The 20,537-nt window shown below is 39.5% G+C and carries 29 protein-coding genes and 1 tRNA gene; 24 read left to right on the top strand and 6 right to left on the bottom strand.

Annotated features, from left to right (window positions below):
- Nucleotides 1–13 precede the first annotated feature (13 nt).
- Together pstB (AB1K80_RS07500) and pstB (AB1K80_RS07505) are read left to right on the top strand one after the other, a co-directional pair.
- On the top strand, nucleotides 14–826 hold the full coding sequence (gene pstB / locus AB1K80_RS07500) for a phosphate ABC transporter ATP-binding protein PstB (protein WP_412855991.1): 813 nt from the start codon (nucleotides 14–16) through the stop codon (nucleotides 824–826).
- Between the two features lie 14 nt (nucleotides 827–840).
- Complete coding sequence (gene pstB / locus AB1K80_RS07505; protein WP_412855992.1) at nucleotides 841–1,623, top strand: phosphate ABC transporter ATP-binding protein PstB; 783 nt, start codon at nucleotides 841–843, stop codon at nucleotides 1,621–1,623.
- Between the two features lie 42 nt (nucleotides 1,624–1,665).
- Here pstB (AB1K80_RS07505) and AB1K80_RS07510 read toward each other — a convergent pair whose 3' ends face one another.
- Both AB1K80_RS07510 and AB1K80_RS07515 read right to left on the bottom strand, forming a co-directional pair.
- Nucleotides 1,666–2,166 (bottom strand): endolytic transglycosylase MltG, encoded by a 501-nt coding sequence (locus AB1K80_RS07510; protein WP_412855993.1) that lies wholly within the window; start codon nucleotides 2,164–2,166, stop codon nucleotides 1,666–1,668.
- Nucleotides 2,163–2,510 carry a hypothetical protein gene (locus AB1K80_RS07515; RefSeq protein ID WP_412855994.1) on the bottom strand — a complete coding sequence of 116 codons (348 nt, stop codon included), beginning with the start codon at nucleotides 2,508–2,510 and terminating at the stop codon, nucleotides 2,163–2,165. Before AB1K80_RS07515 ends, AB1K80_RS07510 begins: the two co-directional genes overlap by 4 nt.
- Before the next feature lie 440 nt (nucleotides 2,511–2,950).
- On the opposite strand from AB1K80_RS07515, the gene rpmG reads away from it, so the two are divergent.
- From rpmG to AB1K80_RS07565, 10 genes are all read left to right on the top strand, one after another.
- Nucleotides 2,951–3,100, top strand: a complete 150-nt coding sequence (gene rpmG, locus AB1K80_RS07520) for a 50S ribosomal protein L33 (protein ID WP_008360061.1) — start codon at nucleotides 2,951–2,953, stop codon at nucleotides 3,098–3,100.
- Between the two features lie 48 nt (nucleotides 3,101–3,148).
- Nucleotides 3,149–3,718, top strand: a complete 570-nt coding sequence (locus AB1K80_RS07525) for a 5-formyltetrahydrofolate cyclo-ligase (protein WP_412855995.1) — start codon at nucleotides 3,149–3,151, stop codon at nucleotides 3,716–3,718.
- Between the two features lie 125 nt (nucleotides 3,719–3,843).
- On the top strand, nucleotides 3,844–4,017 hold the full coding sequence (locus AB1K80_RS07530) for a hypothetical protein (RefSeq protein ID WP_412855996.1): 174 nt from the start codon (nucleotides 3,844–3,846) through the stop codon (nucleotides 4,015–4,017).
- An 86-nt stretch (nucleotides 4,018–4,103) separates the two neighbouring features.
- Nucleotides 4,104–5,642, top strand: coding sequence for a rhomboid family intramembrane serine protease (locus AB1K80_RS07535; protein WP_412855997.1), 1,539 nt, complete (start codon nucleotides 4,104–4,106; stop codon nucleotides 5,640–5,642).
- A 70-nt stretch (nucleotides 5,643–5,712) separates the two neighbouring features.
- Entirely contained in the window at nucleotides 5,713–5,916 is a 204-nt protein-coding gene (locus AB1K80_RS07540) for a YqgQ family protein (RefSeq protein ID WP_412855998.1), read from the top strand.
- A 13-nt stretch (nucleotides 5,917–5,929) separates the two neighbouring features.
- Entirely contained in the window at nucleotides 5,930–6,883 is a 954-nt protein-coding gene (locus tag AB1K80_RS07545) for an ROK family glucokinase (RefSeq protein WP_412855999.1), read from the top strand.
- Between the two features lie 211 nt (nucleotides 6,884–7,094).
- Nucleotides 7,095–8,999 carry an LTA synthase family protein gene (locus AB1K80_RS07550; protein ID WP_412856000.1) on the top strand — a complete coding sequence of 635 codons (1,905 nt, stop codon included), beginning with the start codon at nucleotides 7,095–7,097 and terminating at the stop codon, nucleotides 8,997–8,999.
- A 97-nt stretch (nucleotides 9,000–9,096) separates the two neighbouring features.
- On the top strand, nucleotides 9,097–10,224 hold the full coding sequence (locus AB1K80_RS07555; RefSeq protein ID WP_412856001.1) for a M14 family metallocarboxypeptidase: 1,128 nt from the start codon (nucleotides 9,097–9,099) through the stop codon (nucleotides 10,222–10,224).
- A gap of 152 nt (nucleotides 10,225–10,376) precedes the next feature.
- Nucleotides 10,377–11,630, top strand: coding sequence for an MFS transporter (locus tag AB1K80_RS07560; protein ID WP_412856002.1), 1,254 nt, complete (start codon nucleotides 10,377–10,379; stop codon nucleotides 11,628–11,630).
- 74 nt (nucleotides 11,631–11,704) lie between these two features.
- Nucleotides 11,705–12,019 (top strand): MTH1187 family thiamine-binding protein, encoded by a 315-nt coding sequence (locus AB1K80_RS07565; protein ID WP_412856003.1) that lies wholly within the window; start codon nucleotides 11,705–11,707, stop codon nucleotides 12,017–12,019.
- 25 nt (nucleotides 12,020–12,044) lie between these two features.
- Here AB1K80_RS07565 and AB1K80_RS07570 read toward each other — a convergent pair whose 3' ends face one another.
- Nucleotides 12,045–12,218: a DUF2759 domain-containing protein gene (locus AB1K80_RS07570; protein ID WP_003217333.1), complete on the bottom strand. Its 174-nt coding sequence runs from the start codon at nucleotides 12,216–12,218 to the stop codon at nucleotides 12,045–12,047.
- 156 nt (nucleotides 12,219–12,374) lie between these two features.
- Here AB1K80_RS07570 and AB1K80_RS07575 point away from each other — a divergent pair, with 156 nt between their 5' ends.
- Nucleotides 12,375–13,013 carry an MBL fold metallo-hydrolase gene (locus tag AB1K80_RS07575; RefSeq protein ID WP_412856004.1) on the top strand — a complete coding sequence of 213 codons (639 nt, stop codon included), beginning with the start codon at nucleotides 12,375–12,377 and terminating at the stop codon, nucleotides 13,011–13,013.
- 45 nt (nucleotides 13,014–13,058) lie between these two features.
- On the opposite strand, the gene AB1K80_RS07580 is transcribed toward AB1K80_RS07575, so the two are convergent.
- Nucleotides 13,059–13,301, bottom strand: a complete 243-nt coding sequence (locus tag AB1K80_RS07580; RefSeq protein WP_003217440.1) for a DUF2626 domain-containing protein — start codon at nucleotides 13,299–13,301, stop codon at nucleotides 13,059–13,061.
- A gap of 211 nt (nucleotides 13,302–13,512) precedes the next feature.
- Between AB1K80_RS07580 and AB1K80_RS07585 the strand changes: the two genes are divergently transcribed.
- The gene (locus AB1K80_RS07585; protein WP_412856005.1) at nucleotides 13,513–13,893 is read left to right on the top strand and encodes a Spx/MgsR family RNA polymerase-binding regulatory protein; all 381 of its coding nucleotides are present in this window, start codon (nucleotides 13,513–13,515) and stop codon (nucleotides 13,891–13,893) included.
- Between the two features lie 55 nt (nucleotides 13,894–13,948).
- Here AB1K80_RS07585 and AB1K80_RS07590 read toward each other — a convergent pair.
- Nucleotides 13,949–14,019 (bottom strand) — tRNA-Gln (locus AB1K80_RS07590).
- 97 nt (nucleotides 14,020–14,116) lie between these two features.
- Here AB1K80_RS07590 and AB1K80_RS07595 point away from each other — a divergent pair.
- From AB1K80_RS07595 to AB1K80_RS07635, 9 genes are all read left to right on the top strand, one after another.
- Nucleotides 14,117–14,989 carry an STAS domain-containing protein gene (locus tag AB1K80_RS07595; protein ID WP_412856006.1) on the top strand — a complete coding sequence of 291 codons (873 nt, stop codon included), beginning with the start codon at nucleotides 14,117–14,119 and terminating at the stop codon, nucleotides 14,987–14,989.
- 179 nt (nucleotides 14,990–15,168) lie between these two features.
- Nucleotides 15,169–16,239 carry a competence type IV pilus ATPase ComGA gene (gene comGA, locus AB1K80_RS07600; protein ID WP_412856007.1) on the top strand — a complete coding sequence of 357 codons (1,071 nt, stop codon included), beginning with the start codon at nucleotides 15,169–15,171 and terminating at the stop codon, nucleotides 16,237–16,239.
- Complete coding sequence (gene comGB, locus AB1K80_RS07605) at nucleotides 16,220–17,260, top strand: competence type IV pilus assembly protein ComGB (RefSeq protein WP_412856008.1); 1,041 nt, start codon at nucleotides 16,220–16,222, stop codon at nucleotides 17,258–17,260. The genes comGA and comGB overlap by 20 nt, the downstream gene beginning before the upstream one ends.
- A 12-nt stretch (nucleotides 17,261–17,272) precedes the next feature.
- Nucleotides 17,273–17,566, top strand: a complete 294-nt coding sequence (gene comGC / locus AB1K80_RS07610) for a competence type IV pilus major pilin ComGC (RefSeq protein WP_412856009.1) — start codon at nucleotides 17,273–17,275, stop codon at nucleotides 17,564–17,566.
- A complete protein-coding gene (gene comGD, locus AB1K80_RS07615; RefSeq protein WP_412856010.1) occupies nucleotides 17,559–18,005 on the top strand; it encodes a competence type IV pilus minor pilin ComGD in 447 nt (148 codons plus the stop codon). Before comGC ends, comGD begins: the two co-directional genes overlap by 8 nt.
- Nucleotides 17,989–18,294 (top strand): competence type IV pilus minor pilin ComGE, encoded by a 306-nt coding sequence (gene comGE / locus AB1K80_RS07620; protein WP_412856011.1) that lies wholly within the window; start codon nucleotides 17,989–17,991, stop codon nucleotides 18,292–18,294. Before comGD ends, comGE begins: the two co-directional genes overlap by 17 nt.
- The gene (gene comGF / locus AB1K80_RS07625) at nucleotides 18,215–18,742 is read left to right on the top strand and encodes a competence type IV pilus minor pilin ComGF (RefSeq protein WP_412856012.1); all 528 of its coding nucleotides are present in this window, start codon (nucleotides 18,215–18,217) and stop codon (nucleotides 18,740–18,742) included. The genes comGE and comGF overlap by 80 nt, the downstream gene beginning before the upstream one ends.
- Nucleotides 18,739–19,122, top strand: a complete 384-nt coding sequence (locus tag AB1K80_RS07630; protein WP_412856013.1) for a hypothetical protein — start codon at nucleotides 18,739–18,741, stop codon at nucleotides 19,120–19,122. The genes comGF and AB1K80_RS07630 overlap by 4 nt, the downstream gene beginning before the upstream one ends.
- 58 nt (nucleotides 19,123–19,180) lie before the next feature.
- Nucleotides 19,181–19,369, top strand: a complete 189-nt coding sequence (locus tag AB1K80_RS07635; RefSeq protein ID WP_412856014.1) for a YqzE family protein — start codon at nucleotides 19,181–19,183, stop codon at nucleotides 19,367–19,369.
- Nucleotides 19,370–19,399: 30 nt separating this feature from the next.
- Here the strand turns inward: AB1K80_RS07635 and AB1K80_RS07640 are convergent, their stop codons facing one another.
- Nucleotides 19,400–19,654, bottom strand: coding sequence for a DUF3889 domain-containing protein (locus tag AB1K80_RS07640; protein ID WP_412856036.1), 255 nt, complete (start codon nucleotides 19,652–19,654; stop codon nucleotides 19,400–19,402).
- A gap of 327 nt (nucleotides 19,655–19,981) precedes the next feature.
- Between AB1K80_RS07640 and tapA the strand changes: the two genes are divergently transcribed.
- Nucleotides 19,982–20,509: an amyloid fiber anchoring/assembly protein TapA gene (tapA, locus tag AB1K80_RS07645; protein ID WP_412856037.1), complete on the top strand. Its 528-nt coding sequence runs from the start codon at nucleotides 19,982–19,984 to the stop codon at nucleotides 20,507–20,509.
- The last annotated feature ends 28 nt before the right edge of the window (nucleotides 20,510–20,537 follow it).

The raw sequence follows: 20,537 nt of genomic DNA on the forward strand, positions 1-20,537 counted from the left end.
GTGTGAAGGGGATATGGTTCAAATGCTAGCAGAAAAAAAAGAGATGGCAGCAAAAACGGCTCCACTTCAGGCACAACAGATTTTACAGGTGCAGGATTTAAGTATTTATTATGGTGAGAAAAGAGCAGTGAATGGCATTTCGTTTGATATCGAAAAGAATGCCATTACCGCATTAATCGGGCCTTCTGGGTGTGGTAAGTCAACCTTTTTAAGAAGTGTTAACCGTATGAACGATCTCATTCCAGGCGCAAGGTGTGAAGGGGCGATCATGTATGAAGGGTTAAATATCCTCGACGATCGCATTAATGTTGTGAACTTAAGAAGAGAAATCGGAATGGTGTTCCAAAAACCAAATCCATTCCCTAAATCCATCTATAATAACATTACCCATGCGCTGAAATATGCGGGGGAAAAAAGAAAATCGCTTCTAGATGATGCGGTAGAGGAAAGCTTAACAAAGGCTGCATTATGGGATGAGGTGAAAGATCGACTTCATCGTTCGGCTTTATCCTTGTCAGGCGGTCAGCAGCAGCGCCTTTGTATTGCGCGTACACTTGCCATGAAGCCAAGTGTGCTTCTATTAGATGAACCTGCATCTGCCCTTGATCCTATCTCAAATGCTAAGATTGAAGAGCTTTTAACGGATTTGAAAAAGGATTATTCTATCGTCATTGTGACGCATAACATGCAACAAGCGTTACGTGTATCTGATCATACTGCCTTTTTCCTAAATGGTGATTTAGTTGAATACGACCTGACTGAACGGATCTTTACACGTCCAGCACAGCAAAAAACAGAAGACTATATCAATGGACGATTTGGATAAGGCGGGTGGAATTGATGAATGCAGTAGCAACTGAAACAGCAACAAAAGATGTGTTTCGTGTCAATGATATGAACCTTTGGTACGGTCAGCATCATGCGCTGAAAAATATAAACTTAGATATCAGGAAGAATGAAGTCACAGCCATTATTGGCCCTTCAGGATGCGGGAAATCAACGTTTATTAAAACGTTAAATCTGATGGTCAAAACAGTACCAGGAGTGAAAATCACTGGAGAAATGTTGTATAATGGCGACAACATTTTAAAAGGCCGTGTCGATTTAGTTGAGCTACGGAAAAACGTTGGAATGGTGTTCCAAAAAGGAAATCCATTCCCACAGTCTATCTTTGATAATGTCGTGTATGGTCCAAGAATTCATGGCATTAAGAGCAAACAGCAGTTGAAAGAGATCGCTGAAAAAGCGCTACGTGATGTCGCGCTTTGGGATGAGGTAAAAGACCGACTTCATGCACCTGCATTAGGTCTTTCTGGTGGACAGCAGCAACGTCTTTGTATTGCAAGAGCGATTGCGACAAGCCCAGACATCTTGTTAATGGATGAACCTACATCAGCACTTGATCCTGTTTCTACATTAAAGATCGAAGAATTGATTATGACTCTCAAAGAGAAATATACCATTGCCATTGTCACGCACAATATGCAACAGGCGGCAAGGGTATCGGATCGAACAGCCTTTTTCTTCATGGGCGAGCTTGTGGAAATAAATGATACAGACGTGATGTTCTCAGAACCAAATGACCAACGAACAAACGATTATATATCTGGACGATTCGGATAAAAAAATCCCCTGGAGCTGATTGCTTCCAGGGGATTTTTGTTGTTATTTTGTTAAGGCTTTGACGATCTGTTTGAACGTCATACCTGTCTTTAGATTGAATTTGCCTGCACGAATTTCTTTGTGATAGCCGGCGTCAATCACGTAATCATTAAAATCTTTAGAAGAGTTAATGATTCCTTCTTTTTCAAGCATGTCTGAAACATCACTTGTACTCATACCGTTTTTAATCACGAATTTAATGGACTTATTTTTCGGTTTCTCTGTTGTTTGTTTGTCGTTATTCGTATCTCCGTCTTCACTTGCTTTTAGTGCTTTTTCTTTATAACTGAGCAGTTCTTGGTAAGTGTCACGGTTAACAGATACCTCTTTTTTAGAGTCTAAATAGTTTTTCACATCAGTGTCAGTCACTTTTGCTGAAAGGGTATCCTTTGTTGTTGAATCAGCTTCTACTTCATCTTTTCCTGTGAAGAAAAAGACAACCGCCAAAACCCCTGTGGCAAGAATCATACCTGCGGCAAACGTTTGGATGCTTTTTTTCGTCATACAAGCACCCTCTTGTTGTCTTTAATGACCGTGTTGACATCTTCGACAGATACGTGCTCTGCGCGCGCAATCGCCTCAGGAGACATGCCATTTTGATGCTTTGAAATAATTTGTCTTGCAATTGAAGGATCAATTTCTGAATGATTACGGACAACAATATTTGTTTCAAGTAATTCTTCTTCTAGAACCTTCATTTTCTTTTTCAGTTTATAGATTTCTTGCATGGCAGATAGTTGAAGTGTTTCAAGTTCTTGCTCAACTTCTTTAATCGGCTCTCTTTGAAAATATGAGAATGCGATCAGTACAATACTGACTACAAGCAATCCAATAATTGCAATTTCCATGTTTCATCACCTTTTATACGTATTTTAATGGTGAAAGCCAAAAAAAGGCTCTCAAGATTGTTTCAGACAGTTTTCGACCCTTCTTTTTTATACCACAAAAATGCTAGTTTCTAAAGGAATTGATGAAGAAAATCACCTTTTTTTCATTTTATATGGGAAACGCGTATGAAAACGTCGTTCGCTGTTAAAATAAAGAGGGTCATGGAATAAATTGGGCTGTGGGTAAGACAGGGGTTTCTAAGTATAGAATACGACAATGAGCGTGGTTTTTTAGGGGGATGGGTGTTTTTTCAAGCAAATGGCAAGTTCACGATGATAAGAGGTTGAGCGGAATCTGCTGAAAAATAAATTTGCTTAAAAAACATTCTAGCATTCCTAAGCTAGAAGTGGTATTATAGTTAGGTCTGAATGTGAATTGATTTTAGTTTGGAGGGAAAAACATGCGCGTAAATATTACTCTAGCTTGCACTGAATGCGGTGAGCGTAACTATATTACTAAAAAGAATAAGCGAAACAATCCAGATCGCGTTGAATTCAAAAAGTATTGCTCACGTGATAAAAAACAAACTTTACATCGTGAAACAAAGTAAGCAGCAGGGAGTATTCCTGCTGTTTTTTTATAATGGGAGATGATCAGCGTGAAAAAAAACCTGAGGCTTCAAACATTAGAACGGCTTGACGACATGAGTTCTGAAGAATTTGAGCATAAAACGGCATTACTTTACAAGCATTTGTTTCAATTAACAGCATGGAAACAGGCAAAAACAGTTGCCATGACCATGTCTAGGGGAAAAGAGATTCCGACGAGACCTTTGATTGAAGCAGCATGGCAACATGGGAAAACGGTATGTGTGCCGACTTGTTTTCCACAAACGAAAGAAATGACGTTTTATGAATATACATCTCAAACAAAGATGACATCCAGCTACTTTGGGCTGACAGAACCAGATCCTGTCAATTCTACAGCGATCGAGAAAACGGCGATCGATTTGATGATCGTACCTGGCGTATGTTTTGATGCTAAAGGCTATCGTATCGGATATGGTGGCGGCTACTATGATCGCTATTTGGTGGACTACCCAGGTGAGGCCATTGCAGTATGCCTTTCTGTACAACAAATAGCGCAAGTTCCTGCTGAAATACACGACATCCCAGTGTCCATCATTGTCACCGAAAAAGGGGCACAGATGGTAGCGTCATCTAAATAAGCAAAACCGCTTCTGATACATCAGGAGCGGTTTTTTGATGGAACAGAACCCATTATGATAAAAATGGGTGTTCATGCATAAACAAATCCCATTTAAGCCACGATACGAACATAGGAGGGAATATCATGAACAAATTGATTTGGAGTATCGTGCTCACGCTGTTTGCATACGTTCTTCTGCAAAATCGCTATAGACTCATGAACGTGATTTTAGGTCAAAATCAGATCCGTCATTTCTTCATTAAATGGTTGATGAAAATCCCATATTTTCGGACGAAATTTATTCGTCAAGCATTCTAATCCCGCATAAGTCGGGATTTTTTTGTTCAGAAATGCGTGTGAGTCAGATTCTTGCTATAATAATGTTAAAAATGGAGCGCGAATGAATGAATCAAATAGATAGTCTATTTTGGCGAGTGGTTGATGAACTAAGAGCAAAAGGGTACGAAGTCATTCAAAGTCCGTACCCAGAAGAAGAAATTTTTTTTGAAGCACCGCGAAACTCTGGGTATGATCTCATCCGTCTATATAGAAGAGAAGTGAATTTTAGACAAGAGATGGTTCGTGATATGGAAGAACAGTCGTATCGTATGAATCAGCTGAGAGAAGCGATGAGAAAACGATCTCTCCATCTCTTGCAACTTCAATTTTCTTCAGAATACCCAGTGGATGATTGGCAGGATCTAAACGGTCGACCACATAAAGAAAAGAAAATCACCATTACTCCGGTATTACTGAATGAGACTGCACTTGAACAAGATGTGCACGAGCTACAGAAATGGTTGAACACATCACTTTCAATTGATGTAGAGCAAGCTAAGCTAGATACGGATGAAGATGTGTTACACCTAAAACGAACAGTCCTTCAGGCGTTTGATGACCAAGAGAGAAAGCGAGAGCAAGAGCGCGCCGTCTTTCAAAATGGCAAGCCCATCTTTACGTATTTACTGATGACGATTCAAGTTGTGATGTTTCTTTTGCTTGAGTTGTCAGGAGGAAGCACAAACACCGCCACACTGACCGCTTTCGGCGCTAAACAGAATGCACTGATTTTAAATGGCGAATGGTGGCGTTTCATCACACCTATGTTTTTGCATATAGGGCTAACGCATCTACTTTTTAATACGTTCGCTCTCTGGTCTGTCGGGGCGGCTGTTGAGAGAATATATGGTTCAAGTAGGTTCTTACTCATTTATTTCATTTCCGGCATCTTTGGAACAATCGCTAGCTTTGTATTCAATACGGCGATCGCAGCAGGTGCATCAGGAGCGATTTTTGGTTGTTTAGGGGCACTACTGTATTTAGCAATCTCGAATCGAAAGCTATTCTTTCGAACAATGGGCACGAACATCATTGTCATTATTCTCATCAATTTAGGCATTGGCTTCACTGTACCTGGCATTGATAATGCAGGACATCTAGGGGGGCTTGTCGGCGGATTGATCACGGCTTTAGCTGTGCGCCTACCTAAGCGATCTCATCCTGTCAAAATGCTGCTTGCGAGTATTCTCCTACTCGTGATTGGTGGTACTGGCTTGTATACAGGATTTCAATCTGATGCACAAAAAGAAGCGGCGGCAATCAGTGAAGCAGCCCGTTTATTCGATGAAAGGAAATTTATTGAGTCGAGTAAACAGTTAGAAGACTTCGTAGATAAAGAAGAGGTATCAGCAGAAGCGCTGCATATATATGCACTTTCTGAAGCACAGCTTGGCCATATTGAAAATGCGATACAATCTTTAAAACGATCACTTCTAAAAGATCCTAATGACCCAAATAAGCTGTACCACATGTCAGCACTGTATGTAGAACAAGGAGATCCTGAGAACGCAGACATTCAAATTCAAAAAGCGCTTAAGCAAGATCCACAAAACGAGCAGTTTTTAAAAATGAAACAATATATTGAGAACATGAAGACCCGTTGAATGTCTTGACTGAAAGCGTGTTTATGAATACGCTTATCCTATCTGTTGAATTGAAGAAATGGTGAGAAGAATGAAAACTTTTTATGATGTTCAGCAATTGCTGATGAGATTTGGAAATTATGTGTATTTTGGAGATCGGGAATTAGAAATAGAATGGATGGCAGATGAATTGAAGGAGATGTACACAGCGGGGATCATTGATCGGACCGAATGGTCAAGCGCTATGACCATCCTTCAAATGGAATTGGCTAAATTAAATCGAAAAACCATGTGAAGGTGGAGAGCGTATGACTGGGGATTGGTTTGTAGGTGTTGACCTTGGGGGGACAACAATTAAACTTGCGTTTATCAATGCTTATGGTGAAATTCAGCACAAGTGGGAAATTCCGACGGATAAATCAGGGCAGACGATCACAGTGGATATTGCGAAATCGATCGATCAAAAACTCGTTGACATCAGTATGCCCAAATCAGCTCTGATCGGGATTGGAATGGGCGCACCTGGACCGGTGGATAAAGTGTCAGGTATCGTCTACAAAACAACGAATCTCGGCTGGGTAAATTATCCCTTGAAAGATCATTTAGAAGCGGAGACGGGACTTCCCTCAGTTATTGAAAATGATGCAAATATCGCCGCCCTTGGTGAAATGTGGAAAGGTGCAGGTGATGGTGCGAAAAATCTGTTGATGGTCACACTCGGCACAGGTGTTGGTGGTGGTATCATTGTGAATGGAGAAGTCGTTCAAGGTGAAACGGGTGCCGGAGGGGAAATTGGTCATATATGTGCAGTTCCTGTGAATGGTGCCCCGTGTAATTGCGGAAGAACGGGTTGTATTGAAACCATTGCGTCTGCAACAGGCATTGTCAGAATAGCAAAAGAAAAAATTGACGCAGGTCAATATACAACATCACTTGGCGCAGCCCATTCGTTGTCAGCAAAGGCTGTATTTGAAGCGGCAAGTTGTGGTGATGAACTTGGTATGCGCGTTGTCGAACAAGTCACAACACACCTTGGTCTTGTACTAGCGAATCTCGCCAGTGCCTTAAACCCAACGAAAATTGTCATTGGTGGTGGCGTCTCAAAAGCAGGGGAGCTACTTCGAGGAAACATTGAACGCGTCGTGAAAGAGCGAGCTTTTCCTGCTTGCGGGGAGGACGTTGAGGTTGTGATTGCTTCACTTGGAAACGATGCAGGTGTCATTGGCGGTGCCTGGATGGCAAAAAACAAATGGCGACCTTAAACAAACGTGTCAAAGTGATGTCATTTTGATTAAAATATGCAGTGTATAGGCATTAAATTGTCAGATTAGCATATTCATAAAGTTGTCATGGGGAAAAAAAGATTGATTTTCTAACCCAGAAAGGATAAGATATACTTTAGTTATTTTTGAACAAGCACCATTCATTGGGGCACGTCCCAACCTGTGTGCGTTTTAGCATAAGGAGGTTACAATGCGAAAGAAAAGATTAAAGTCGATCTCATTTTTACTGATAGCGACATTGTTCATGTGGGTCAAAACCTACGTCATCTATAAATCTAGCTTTAACATCAAAATTGAAAATTTCATGCAGGAGTTTATCCTGTTTATTAACCCACTTAGCTTTCTTTTGTTTATTTTCGGTATCGGTTTATTTTTTAAAGAGAAAAATCGTAATCGCTATATCATCGTCACTAGCTTTATCCTGACATTTATCTTATTAGCGAACATCGTATTTTATCGATTCTATAACGATTTTCTAACCATCCCCGTCCTATTTCAAACAAACAATATGGGTGACCTCGGGTCAAGTATTACCTCATTAATTGAACCAGTTGATTTATTGATGTTCGTCGATATCATCATTTTAATTTGGCTATATAAAAAACAGCCTTCCTTTAGAACAGATATCACCATTTCACGCAAGCAAAGAGCAGCATATTATTTATTTGTAGCAGCAACTTTCTTCTTTAACCTTGGATTGGCTGAAACTGAAAGACCAGAGCTGTTAACTCGTTCATTTGATCGTGAAATGCTTGTGAAGAATATCAGTTTATACAATTTTCATATTTATGATGGGATCTTACAGTCGAAACAGTCTGCCCAACGAGCGCTTGCAGACAGCAATAGTTTGACCGAAATTGAGAACTATGTGAGTGCGAATCAAACGGATCGAAATGAGAAGACGTTTGGTCAAGCAAAAGGACGTAATGTGATTTATGTTTCTCTTGAGTCAACTCAAAGTTTTGTGATCAATGAAAAACTGAATGGGCAAGAAATCACTCCGTTCTTGAATCAATTAATTAAGAAAAGTTACAACTTTAATAATTTCTACCACCAGACAGGTCAGGGGAAAACGTCTGACTCAGAGTTTATCGTTGATAATTCTCTTTATCCATTAGGAAGAGGCGCTGTGTTCTTTACAAATCCAAATAATGAATTTACAGCAACACCTGAGCTTCTAAAGGAAAAGGGTTACCACTCATCGGTGATTCATGCAAACAACAAAAGCTTCTGGAACCGTGACCTTATCTATGATAGCTTTGGCTATGATAAGTTCTTTGATATTAATTCGTTTGATGTGAATGAGGAGAATTCCGTTGGTTGGGGACTAAAAGATGGCCCGTTCTTCGAGCAGTCAGTCGAACTCATGAAAGATATCCCGCAGCCTTTCTATACGAGATTGATTACATTAACCAACCACTTCCCATTTGATCTTGACGAAGAAGATAAACTAATTGACGAGTATGATTCGAAAAGTAAAACGTTAAACAAGTATTTCCCAACAGTGCGTTATCAAGATGAAGCACTCAAGCTATTCTTTGAAAAGATGAAGGAAGCTGGGTTATACGATAATTCAATCTTTGTTTTATACGGAGATCATTATGGAATTTCCGAAAACCATAACGAAGCAATGGGACAATTCTTAAATAAAGAAATCACCCCATTTGAAGAAGTACAGCTACAAAAAGTACCATTTGTTGTACACATCCCAGGTATCACAGATAAGCAACCGAAGGAAATTGATACGGTCGGTGGACAGGTGGATATCCGCCCAACTGTGTTAAATCTTCTAGGAGTTGATACAAGTAACCAAATTCAGTTTGGTCATGACTTGTTATCAAAAGATACGAATGATTTCACCGTACTTCGTGATGGAAGCTTTATTACGAAGGACAGTGTCTACACAGATGGTGTCTGCTATGATAAAAAGACGGGTGAACCTAAAGATGATGCAACGGTTTGTCAACCGTATGAAGAAAAAGCGAAGCAAGAGCTGCAATTTTCAGACCAAATCATCTATGGAGATCTCCTTAGATTTAATGAGCGTAACAAACAAAACGCTGAAACTTCCAATGGGGAAGCTGATGGCAAATAAATCGGTCTAACCCATTTGAAAACCTCTACTTTATCTAAAGTGGAGGTTTTCTTTTTTTGCTCCTCGTTTCATATAGTATGTGACAGGGGGGATGAAAATGGAGAAAACGTCTTTTGGGAAAATTGAATGGCGCCATGATGATGTTCATTCAGGTGAATTAGCAAAGCATCTTGGCATCGGAAAAACTGCTTTTACTTTATCGAATCAAGCGGCGAGTACAGATCATGTTCAATTACCGGGATATAGGCTCCCAGAAGGAATACACTCATTTGAATCGATACCTGAATTGCAAGCGTTTATTGCCCCGTATCGATTGCAGCAATCAGATGAATGGATGAATGGGACATATGAATATGATAGTGCACACTTGGAGGCGGAATTGAGAGAATTCACCAGTATATTCCCTTTCCTTCAAGTTCATGTGATTGGGTACTCGGTGCTTCATACACCTCTGTATGAAATTTGTACAGAACCTGTTCAGCATCTTCATTCCATTCATCTCAATGCCTCATTTCACGCCAATGAATGGATAACTACCTCTGTTTTATTAAAATGGTTGAAATCACTTTGTTTAGCAGCGTCTGACCCTGTGCAGGCAAGACACCATGAGGCCGTTCGTCTTTTGCAAACGACAGCGATATCTATCGTGCCGATGGTCAATCCAGACGGGGTTGATTTGGTTCGTAATGGTCCTGAATCATTGGGCTTCACCAGTGAAGAGCTCAAACTGCTTAATCACGGATACTCTCATTATCAAGAATGGAAGGCGAATATTCGAGGAGTGGATTTAAACAATCAATTTCCGGCTTATTGGGAAATTGAATATTACCGCAATGAACAAAAGGCACCTACGTATAGAGACTTTCCTGGTCACAAGCCATTAACCGAACCAGAAGCAAAGGCAATGGCAAATCTTGCGTTACGTAAACGCTTTGACCGGCTCATCGCCATTCATACACAAGGAGAAGAAATTTATTGGGGGTTTCTAGGATATGAACCGGCTGTTTCTAAACAAACGGTCACAAGGCTTGAACGAGCTAGCGGATACAAGGCGGTACAATATCTAGACAGCTATGCAGGGTTTCGTGATTGGTTTATTTATCAATTTCAAAATGAAGGTTATACAATTGAGCTAGGCAGGGGAAGAAATCCTCTCTCCATGAATCAATTCGATGCGATTTATGAAAAAACAAGGCCCCTTTTATGGGAGGCATGCAAGTTTTAAAAAAGCACCTGTACAGGTGCTTTTTTCATGAGACAAGCAATTTCTTATTGTCAATAAAATCAGTGGTGAAGTGATTGACGAGATTCACCTTGTGGGCTATTCTGAAAGAGGGATTTGTAAAAATAAGGATATTTATAAGGGGATGTCGTTCGTTGAGTGTACAAAGCATGTGGAAAAGGAATTTCACGTATTTATTTGTTTCTAAAATGTGCAAAGTGACGGCAGATAGTTTGTCTTTTAATACGATTTTATGGCTTTTAGTGTTAGAAGGAAAAGGGGCGATAGGGACAGCTTTTTTGATTGCGGTTAGTTTTGTCCCACAAGCGATCGTAGGGCCGTTCATCACACCGATGATGAAGCCAAATCAATTGAAATTTTGGATGTGTTTTGCGGACTTCACACGAGCGGCAATTATTGTAGCGATATGTCTAAGTTATTTTCATGGTTTTTCTCCATTATGGCTGATTATTGGAGCCATGCTGCTTCACTCAGCGACTGGTGGTTCCTATGAACCGGCATCTGTCTCCATCATTCCGAAACTTGTCCATGAGGACGTCATTCAAAAAGCGAATGCGTCCATTCAATCAGCCAGTCATGTTGTGCGAATTGTGACGGTGACTGTATGCGGGGTAATGATTGCTTTTGTTGGAGTGGGGATGACGATGCTTGCAATCATTCCTCTATATCTCCTGTCAGCCTTATTGGTTTTATTGATTACATATAAAGTAGAGAAGGGCAATGATCAAGGTACAAAGGGATTATCGTATGGCAAAAGATTAGTCAGAGGATTTTTTCTTGTGAGAAAGCATCATATTTTATTTCCCTTAGCGATCTTTTGCGTGTGCTCCAATTTTGCTGCAGCACCGTGGGAAGCATTATCGGTGATTTACTTAACTGAGGAATTAAATAGCGGTCCAGTGGTATATTCATTCATCAAAGTGACAACGGCATTAGGCGCATTTTTGATGGGTTTTTTGTTGACAAAAGTGAAAGTGAATCGGTATGGTTTGCTTTTTATTGGCGCAGGCATTGTGGACGGGGTGGCGTTTTTTATCACCGGAATGAATGCGATCTTGCCTCTACTGTTTGTATCAGCCTTCGCGTTAGGTGCAGCGATCAGTGCGGTCAATGTACCTGAACATACGATGATTCAATTATCAGTTAAGGCAGAGGATCAGCCACAAGTATATGCCATCATTAATATGATCTCATATTTAATGATTCCGTTAGGTGCTCTTATTGGTGGGTATATGGCCACCCTATTTGGTTCAGGCTATGTCATTGCAGCAGGAGGTGTCATTGAAGCGATTTCTGGCATTTGTTTACTCTTGTTCACAAAGATTGGGAAGGTAGGGAGAATGGATTTAACGTTAGAACGTGATGAATCGACGTTAGATGCTACGTGATCATGGCTTTTTCAAACCGTGATGAGGTACAATAAGGATGAGTAACAGAAAGAGCGTTGAAAGGAGCAAGACACATGGCAATAGCAGACGTTACGATCATTCCAATAGGGACAGACACACCGAGTGTGAGTCAATATGTAGCAGATGTGCAAATCATATTAGAAAAGTTTCAAAAAGAAGGAAAGATTACATATCAATTAACGCCAATGAATACGTTAATTGAGGGAAAATTATCTGTTTTATTTGAGGTCATTCAGCGTATTCATGAGGCCCCGTTTGAAAAAGGATTACATAGAGTAGCAACAAACATCCGGATTGACGACAGGCGCGATCAAACGACGACACTAAAAAGTAAAATAGACAGTGTGAATAAGCATTTGAATCAATAAAAAAAGCCTGCTAAGATGCAGGCTTTTAATGTGCGGTTGGATACCCGCTATAGATGATAGTCATGACGGTAAACCATCCAAAAACCAAAAATGTAGCGCCAGCAAAAGCGATGGCGAGTACGTTCACTTTTTTAAGTGAGCGATAAATGCCAAGAGCGGCTAAAATCGTGACTAGACCAAAAATAATGACGAGCATCATATGAAAGTCCCCCTTTGTCATCAATCCCCTTGATTTCCTTTCTTTTCATTTTAACCGTTTTCATAAAGCTTGTCGAGTAGAATCAAGTTGACGATTGTTTGAATTTTTTCCGATGAGCCTTCATAATAAAGAGAATGAATAAAGTAGGTGATGGATTTGAATTGGAGAAGAATGCCACTAGGCTATGTACAAGCGAATGCGTATATTTGGAAAAACGAGCAAGGAGAATGCTTAATATTTGACCCGGGTGGTGAAGCGCAAAAGCTGATTTCTTATGTAAAAGAAAAGAAGCTCACACCACTAGCAATCTTACTGACACATGCCCATTTCGACCATATAGGAGCGGCAGATGAGGTGCGCGCTGAGTGGGGAATTCCCTTATATGTACATGAAAAAGAAAAAGAATGGCTGACAAATGCTGAGCTAAATGGTTCAGCAAGGTTGATTGGAAATGGGATTACAGTGAAAGAGCCTGAAGAACTCATTACGTCAGAGGGAACTCTTCGGATCGGATCATTTTCGTTAGAAATGCTCCACACACCTGGGCATTCACCCGGTAGTGTGTCTTACTATTCTAAGGAAGAGGGATTTGTCATCTCGGGTGATACATTATTCCAAGGTGGCATCGGCAGATCAGATTTAGTTGGGGGCAGTCAGCAAGTATTGTTACAATCCATTCATGACAAATTGTTGTCATTGCCTGAATCCACCCTTGTTTTAAGTGGACATGGAGAGGAAACGACGGTTTTGACGGAGCAGGAGCAAAATCCGTTTATCAATGGATTTACCCTTTAGCACACATGAAAAAAGCATCTCTTTAAGGAGAGATGCTTTTTTCTCTTAATGTCCGGTACCGGGAACCATGATGAAAATCGAATAATATGTAAATCCGGCAAAGAAAATCGTCAAGTACGCTCCGAAAATGTAAATATACATCCTTTCGGATAAATTCAAGTAGGATAAAAATACAAAAAGAACGGTTTGACCGAAGAACAGCAACGAAGCATCTTTCATATGCCCTAAATAGAACATCACGGCAAAAATACCCGTCCAAAAGCCAAGCACGCGGAACATGCGGTTCATTTCTTTCCCTCCCCTTAAAAACCCCTTTGTTTCATATTATAGCTGATAGCGCCTTCATATGTAAACATTTACATTTTTGACATCGTGTGAACATTTATTTGATGGAATAAAAATATTTTTTTAAAAAAGTGATAAAAATGAGTTTATGTCTAAAAGCATCAGGGTACTAACTCCATAAGAGAAAAGGTTAACGACCTAAGGAGGAAGACGAATGAGTGATATTACATTTTATTCATACCCGAGCTGTACATCTTGCCGTAAAACTAAACATTGGTTAAAGGCCAATCAAATTGATTTTCAGGAGCGTCACCTTTTCAGAGAAACGCCGACTTTAGACGAATTAAAAAAGATTCTTTCCTTAACAACAGAAGGATTAGATGAAATTTTAGCTACTAGAAGTCAAGCATTTAAAAGCTTGAATTTAAATATTAATGATTTAAAAGTAAATGAAGTACTCCAACTTCTCATTGAAAAGCCAAAGCTTCTCCGCAGACCGATTATTATTAAAGGAGATAAATTAGTCGTTGGATATAACCCAGGCGAATTAATGAAAATTTCTAAGAAGAAAGCCATTCACCAATCGGTATCCTAATAAAAACGAAGATTAGCTGAAAAGATGCTTCAGCCGTCTTCGTTTTTGTACTGAACTGGGCTAGCTGGGTTCGAACCAACGATCACGGAGTCAAAGTCCATTGCCTTACCACTTGGCTATAGCCCAATTTTGATATGTGTAATGATATTGTTCACCATTTACGGTCATTTATTCATAAAAGTTGATTTATCGCGAGTGTGTGAAAAAGGAGCGGAAGTAGTTAATGGAAAATGAAAAATCTCAGCAATTATATGAATTTATTTTAAAAGAAGCACCAATCATGACCGAGGAATGGCTGGAAACAAGAACAGAAGAAGGCTCATTGTATTCGAAACATGAATCAGAAGAGACAGAAAACAAGCTAAAGGAACAAAATACGGCGTTTATTCAAACCATTGCTGCAACACTTGTGACGGTATCAGAAAAAGTTGAGAATCATCTTAAAAAATGGTCAATTGATATCGCGCGTGATCGTGCAGTTCATGAAGTTCCTTTATTTGAAATCATTGGACAGTTTAAGGTGTTTCGTCATATTTTCTGTTCGCGAATCGAAAAATTCACACAGGTCACTGAGCTTGACGTGACGGTGAAAGATGTATGCGAATGGAATGTGCATTTTCATTTTACCTTTGATGAGATGATAGAACGATTATCAGAAGAATATGATCGCGTCACATTGAATCAATTGAACGCACAAAGGGAAATGATTCAAGAACTGAGCGCACCTGTCATCCCTGTGTCAAAAGAGATTGGGATTTTGCCGCTGATCGGTGAGATCGATACGTATCGCGCAAAAATCATTTTGGAATCTGTGCTAGAACAAGCCTCAAGATTACGACTGGCGCATTTATTCATTGATATATCTGGCGTACCAGTCGTGGATACAATGGTTGCTTATCAGCTGTTTAAAGTAGTGGATAGTGCGAAGCTACTCGGAATTGAAACCATTATTTCAGGTATTCGTCCAGAAATCGCACAAACGGTTGTGAAACTAGGCATTGATTTCTCAAAAGTAAAAACTGAACATAGCCTTGCTAAAGCGCTAGAAAAAAGAGGATTTCGTATCTTTGATGAGCAGCAGCAAGAAGCGAATTGAACAAAAAACCTGTACTTGTAAAAGTCAGGTTTTTTTATATGGCTTTTTTTAAAATTCCAATGAAAGACACCTTAAAACCATGATTTTCAAACAAAGATACGGTTGAAAATCGTCATTTACTCTTTTGTCAGACAGGCTTTCAAGACTTTACAATGTGGTCAGAGAAAGGAGTGAGCCATTTGTATGGCATTGAACATTTAGGACAAGAGCTGTTAGAAGAAGCATGTCGCATGCGTGCATCTGATGTTCATATTGTGCCAAAAGAAAAGGAAGCTTCCGTTTCTTTTCGGGTAGATTCAGATCTCATTCAACAACGGACCATTGATAAAAAAAGCGGAGAGCGGTTAATCGCACATTTTAAATTTTTATCATCTATGGATATCGGCGAAAAAAGGAAACCGCAAAATGGGTCATTAGCCGTCATGCTCAGAAGAGGAAGAGTGTTTGTTCGGATGTCAACTTTGCCGACAGTGTACGATGAGAGTTTAGTCATTCGAATTTTACCGCAAGATCATGTACCACAAACAAAATACCTCTCTTTATTTCCGAAAGCTTCTACGAAGTTATTATCATTTCTAAATCATTCTCATGGACTTCTGTTGTTTACCGGACCAACAAATTCAGGAAAAACAACGACGCTCTATTCACTCATTCAATTTGCTAAGGAGCATTTTAATCGGAATATCATCACACTTGAAGATCCTGTGGAAACGAGGAATGAAGAAGTATTACAGGTCCAAGTCAATGAAAAAGCCGGTATGACGTATGCGACAGGTTTACGCGCCATTTTAAGACATGATCCAGACATGATTGTGTTAGGTGAAATAAGAGATGCCGAAACAGCAAGAATTGCAATTAGAGCGGCATTGACTGGGCATCTAGTGATGAGTACTTTACATGCAAAAGATGCCAAAGGTGCCCTTTATCGAATGCTTGAGTTTGGTGTAACGATGAATGAGCTTGAACAAACAATGGTTGCCATTGCTGCACAACGATTAATCGAGCTGACGTGTCCTTTTTGTGGTGAGACATGTCAACTTTACTGTAAATTAAATCGATCGGTCAGACGGACAAATGTATTTGAACTGCTTTATGGAAAAGAGCTTGGTGAGTGTATCAAAGAAGCAAAAGGAGAATATGCACACTCGTCATATGAAACACTGCAAAGATTAATTCGTAAAGGAGTGGCATTAGGCTATTTATCGAAAAACACATATCATCGCTGGGTTTATGAAGAAGCGAGCCTCTAAAGCATGGTCAGTAAAGGAACAGGCAGAATGTTTATCAAAACTGTCACAATTGATTCAAGCTGGATATACATTGATCGACGCATTAACCATGATCAATATTCAGTTAACAAAAAAACAACAGCTATTTATCAAGACAGGAATCGAGTGGTTGAGAGAAGGTGAACCTTTTTATGTTGTTTTGGAGAAGCTTCATTTTCAAAGAGAAGTTGTAGCTATCCTCTGTTTTTCAGAGAAACATGGCAGTCTATCACGTGCGTTAGAACAAAGTGCACGCTTTTTAGAGAAAAAACGTATGCAATTAGAATCGTTCAAGCGTATGTTACGATACCCTATTTTTCTCATGTTCACAGTGATTGTTGTATTGATGCTTGTTCAACAGATGATCATCCCGCAATTTTCCCAATTATATTCATCAATGGATACGAAGGCATCATGGCTCATTCAAGGAATGTTTGCTCTTTTTCAATTTCTACACGGTCTACTTTTGACGACAGGATGTATGTGTATGGGGCTTGTAGTATATTACCATGTCTGTTTTAAGAAAAAATCGACGCTCGAGAAATTGAGCGTGATGAGCCGTGTGCCATTGATCTATAAAGGAATGCAACTGATGCATACGTATCTTTTTTCTCTTCAACTTAGTGGGCTTCTTCAAGCAGGGTTATCAATATACGACAGTTTGCAAGCATTCAAACAGCAGAACTATTTACCCTTTCTACAAGAAATATCTGAACAAATGATCAAGGATTTAAGAAAAGGAGAGACGATGGAACATCAAGTCGGACAATCTCCTTACTTTGAAAAACACTTCGCAGCTGTGATTAAGCATGGTGAAGCTAGTGGTATGTTGGCGCGAGAGATGTACACATACAGTCAATTCTTGTTAGAAAATACAGAACTGAAAATTGAAAAATGGATGGCGTGGTTACAACCAGTCATTTATGGTTTGACAGCGTTTCTTATACTCATCGTGTATTTATCTATTCTTTTACCAATGTATCAACTAATGGAGCAAGTATGAGGAGGCCAGAGCATGAATGATAAAGGATTCACGCTGTTAGAAATGTTAATTGTGATGCTTGTGATTTCAATTTTGTTACTGATCACCATTCCGAATATAACACGTCATCATCAAAGCATTCAGGCAAAGGGGTGTGAAGGGTTAAAATCAATGGTCAGTACACAGGTGATGGCCTATGAACTAGAACATGATGGCAAGACGCCTTCTTTAGCAGAATTAGAGAAAGAAGGCTATGTCAAACCGGGATTAACTTGTCCGAATGGTAAAGCCATTGTGATTCAAAATGGCAACGTCAAACATGAATAAATTCACTTCACAAGAGAAGGGGTTTACGCTCGTTGAACAGCTCATGATTCTATTCATCCTGTCTATACTGATGTCGTTTGTCGTAGGGAAGGTACCGCGCATATTAGAAAGTGTGGAAGCAAAAAGGCAAGTGAATATGATCAAACAAGATTTTCAATTCGCGTCTTATACAGCATTTATCAAAAAAGCCAGGGTGAGTATTGAGTTTCATCCGCAGGGTGTTTCCTACCAGGTTATTGATCAAAAAAATGATCGGGTCATCACCTCATATCAACATAAAAAAGGGATCATCAAGCATTCTACATTCCAACAAGTCGTTCACTTTAATGCAAACGGTCATCCAAGTACAGGAGGTTCTATTGTTTTTCAATTTGGTAGTCAAGTATATAAATTGACGGTTTATTTAGGGAGCGGTCGAATTCATGTTCAGAAACAGTAAGGGATTTAGTACGATTGATGTGCTGTTTGCATGCCAACTCTTCCTATTCACAGCACTCATACTTATCCCAACCTATGAAAAGCTGTTGATTGAGAAGAAAGAGTTAAGAGCGAGACTAGATGCATACCAAGTGTTACATGAACAAATGAATATCGCTTTGATGACAGGAAAAAAACAATCCGTCAAAATGAAAAGAGGAGAAATCGTCTATGTATTCAAATGGGATCAACAGAAGGGGTGTGTATTGTACAAATTACAAAAACGACAGACCGTATGCTTACGGGGCTGAGAGTGGGGAACAGGGATTTACATTCATTCAAGCACTTTGGCACTTGCAACTTTTCGTCCTCCTTTCTTTTGGTTGTATCTCTCTTTTTTCTATTGCTGAAAAGGGACATTCATTTGAAAACATTCATCAATTCTCACAAATAGAATGGAAGCAAACGGTGCAGCAATTAGAAGAGGAGTTAACTGCGGCAGTGGCAGTTAGCGTGGCGGAAAAAGGGGAAGTGTTAGAGTATATCACAGGGAAAGGGCAAGTTGTGACCATTGAGCTTTATCGAGATATGATCCGAAAGAGAATCGACAAATCCGGTCATTTACCTCTCTTGCAAAAGGTCAAACAAATGCGTGTGAAGACTGAACAACAAACAACGTTACTTGCAGTCACGGATATGAAAGGGAAGGTGCATGAAGCTATCTTTTTCACATATAAAGGAGTGATTCCTAAAACGTGAAAAGGGAAGAAGGGTTTATCTATCCTCACATACTTGCGACGATTCTTTTCTTTCTATTGATATTAGGCTCGATGACGATTGGGTTGCAAAAAGAGCTAGCAAGCGCCGAACTGACCATTTCGTTTTATAAAAAACATCATCTTCTAAGAATGGGTTTAAGAGAAGCCGTTAGTAAAACCAAACGTCTTTGTGATCAGCAAAATGTCGATATTGACACCGAAGATGGCCGTGTGACGCTCAATTCAATCGTGTGTGATCAAAAGAAACTACACATCCGTATGTTGGTAAAAGTGACAACAAAAGATGGTGTAGCAGATCAACGAGAACTCGTTTTGGATTGGAACACAGGTGCAGTGATCAAATGGACGCTCCCTGAATAGCCAATGTATAAATTGATGCTACTTGGTAACACTTTAAATATGAAGAGGTGAGCGTTCGTTGAAATCAAATGACTACGTGAAATATATGACACAAGAAATCATTAAATATATGAATACACCACGTGACGCTCGAAAAGAGCATAAACAGGAAAAAATTGATACAAAACCACCATTTTCACAGCGTATGTTTGGCGTGTTACCCTTTGGAGTTTCCATGTTATTAAAAAAACGTCATCGACATAAGTAAAAAGCCGCCAACAGGCGGTTTTTTTATGTCTTATTCACTGTATTCTTCAACAACAATGATTTTATTGACCTTGTTGGAGTGGGGATTATAAGAAATGGTTACAAATACCCCGAACTCTTTCGTTTGGTCTTTTAGCGTAATATGATACTGTTTCACCGCTTCTTTCTCCCGATATCGGTCCCATACTTTTTGTTTAAATAAAACGTTCGCTAATGGATATTTCTTCTTTGCTTCATTCACTGCTCTTTTTTCCCATTGATCTACAGCGGAAGCATATCCCATCATATCTATAGCGGGTATGTCTTGTATCGTGACTCCCATCAGTAAAGTGAAGATGATCCATATTTTTTTAAACGTCAACTTACATCACCTCAATCATGACTATTTTGCCCAATTCTTGCACTTTTATGTAAATTTTTAATGAGTACAAATGACACGGAAAAAAATATTGAATATGGCGAAAGAACGAGAAAATGGAAGAATTTTCTCGTAATCGTTCTTGTTTAAGAACAAAATGACCTAATTTGACGGTTTGATTTTTATGAGTATTTCCTTATACTGTATGTAATCGTTCTATTTAAAGAACAGTCGTTCAAGGAGTTGAAAGGATTGATGAAGCAGTCGCTCTTTGTACTCATTTGCGCTATTTGCTTGATTTTTATGTCTCGCATGACAACCTCTACAAATGCTTCTTTTAATGATGTTGAGACGGCAAACTTTGAGATGAAAACGTGTGAAAATTTTGAGCAGACAGATCAGAATTGTCAGATGAAGAAGTGGGATAAAAGTCATTTGAAGCTTACAAATCAGACGAACACCAAGGGAACTGTTTGTGCTCCGCATACGCTAAGTATGACCTTGAGAAATGTTGGGCGTTCGATTACACACTCGGAATGGAAATGGGAATTACACAAACTGAGTAGTGATCAGAACCCGATACAGGATGGCCATATCCTTGAAAAAGGATCCATCACTACCCTTTTATCAAAGGAGTCGATGACCGTAACGACAAGTATGGCGAAAACGAATGGGGTTTATGCATTTAAAATCTATTATCCTACAGGATTTAACTCATCTAAACACCCGTTCTTTTGGTCTAAGCATATGAAACTCTCTCAATGTAAAGAAAAAAAGACCTAACGGAACGATAATGAAAAATGATCTATAG

The organism is Bacillus sp. 179-C3.3 HS (assembly GCF_047229225.1).
GTDB lineage: Bacteria > Bacillota > Bacilli > Bacillales > Bacillaceae > Bacillus.

Excerpts from the sequence above, each read along its gene's own strand:
- pstB (WP_412855991.1), top strand. The coding sequence starts at position 14 with ATGGTTCAAATGCTAGCAGAAAAAAAAGAGATGGCAGCAAAAACGGCT.
- pstB (WP_412855992.1), top strand. The coding sequence starts at position 841 with ATGAATGCAGTAGCAACTGAAACAGCAACAAAAGATGTGTTTCGTGTC.
- AB1K80_RS07510 (WP_412855993.1), bottom strand. The coding sequence starts at position 2,166 with ATGACGAAAAAAAGCATCCAAACGTTTGCCGCAGGTATGATTCTTGCC.
- AB1K80_RS07515 (WP_412855994.1), bottom strand. The coding sequence starts at position 2,510 with ATGGAAATTGCAATTATTGGATTGCTTGTAGTCAGTATTGTACTGATC.
- rpmG (WP_008360061.1), top strand. The coding sequence starts at position 2,951 with ATGCGCGTAAATATTACTCTAGCTTGCACTGAATGCGGTGAGCGTAAC.
- AB1K80_RS07530 (WP_412855996.1), top strand. The coding sequence starts at position 3,844 with ATGAACAAATTGATTTGGAGTATCGTGCTCACGCTGTTTGCATACGTT.
- AB1K80_RS07535 (WP_412855997.1), top strand. The coding sequence starts at position 4,104 with ATGAATCAAATAGATAGTCTATTTTGGCGAGTGGTTGATGAACTAAGA.
- AB1K80_RS07540 (WP_412855998.1), top strand. The coding sequence starts at position 5,713 with ATGAAAACTTTTTATGATGTTCAGCAATTGCTGATGAGATTTGGAAAT.
- AB1K80_RS07545 (WP_412855999.1), top strand. The coding sequence starts at position 5,930 with ATGACTGGGGATTGGTTTGTAGGTGTTGACCTTGGGGGGACAACAATT.
- AB1K80_RS07550 (WP_412856000.1), top strand. The coding sequence starts at position 7,095 with ATGCGAAAGAAAAGATTAAAGTCGATCTCATTTTTACTGATAGCGACA.
- AB1K80_RS07555 (WP_412856001.1), top strand. The coding sequence starts at position 9,097 with ATGGAGAAAACGTCTTTTGGGAAAATTGAATGGCGCCATGATGATGTT.
- AB1K80_RS07565 (WP_412856003.1), top strand. The coding sequence starts at position 11,705 with ATGGCAATAGCAGACGTTACGATCATTCCAATAGGGACAGACACACCG.
- AB1K80_RS07570 (WP_003217333.1), bottom strand. The coding sequence starts at position 12,218 with ATGATGCTCGTCATTATTTTTGGTCTAGTCACGATTTTAGCCGCTCTT.
- AB1K80_RS07580 (WP_003217440.1), bottom strand. The coding sequence starts at position 13,301 with ATGAACCGCATGTTCCGCGTGCTTGGCTTTTGGACGGGTATTTTTGCC.
- AB1K80_RS07585 (WP_412856005.1), top strand. The coding sequence starts at position 13,513 with ATGAGTGATATTACATTTTATTCATACCCGAGCTGTACATCTTGCCGT.
- AB1K80_RS07595 (WP_412856006.1), top strand. The coding sequence starts at position 14,117 with ATGGAAAATGAAAAATCTCAGCAATTATATGAATTTATTTTAAAAGAA.
- comGB (WP_412856008.1), top strand. The coding sequence starts at position 16,220 with ATGAAGAAGCGAGCCTCTAAAGCATGGTCAGTAAAGGAACAGGCAGAA.
- comGC (WP_412856009.1), top strand. The coding sequence starts at position 17,273 with ATGAATGATAAAGGATTCACGCTGTTAGAAATGTTAATTGTGATGCTT.
- comGD (WP_412856010.1), top strand. The coding sequence starts at position 17,559 with ATGAATAAATTCACTTCACAAGAGAAGGGGTTTACGCTCGTTGAACAG.
- comGE (WP_412856011.1), top strand. The coding sequence starts at position 17,989 with ATGTTCAGAAACAGTAAGGGATTTAGTACGATTGATGTGCTGTTTGCA.
- comGF (WP_412856012.1), top strand. The coding sequence starts at position 18,215 with ATGTATTCAAATGGGATCAACAGAAGGGGTGTGTATTGTACAAATTAC.
- AB1K80_RS07640 (WP_412856036.1), bottom strand. The coding sequence starts at position 19,654 with ATGATGGGATATGCTTCCGCTGTAGATCAATGGGAAAAAAGAGCAGTG.
- tapA (WP_412856037.1), top strand. The coding sequence starts at position 19,982 with ATGAAGCAGTCGCTCTTTGTACTCATTTGCGCTATTTGCTTGATTTTT.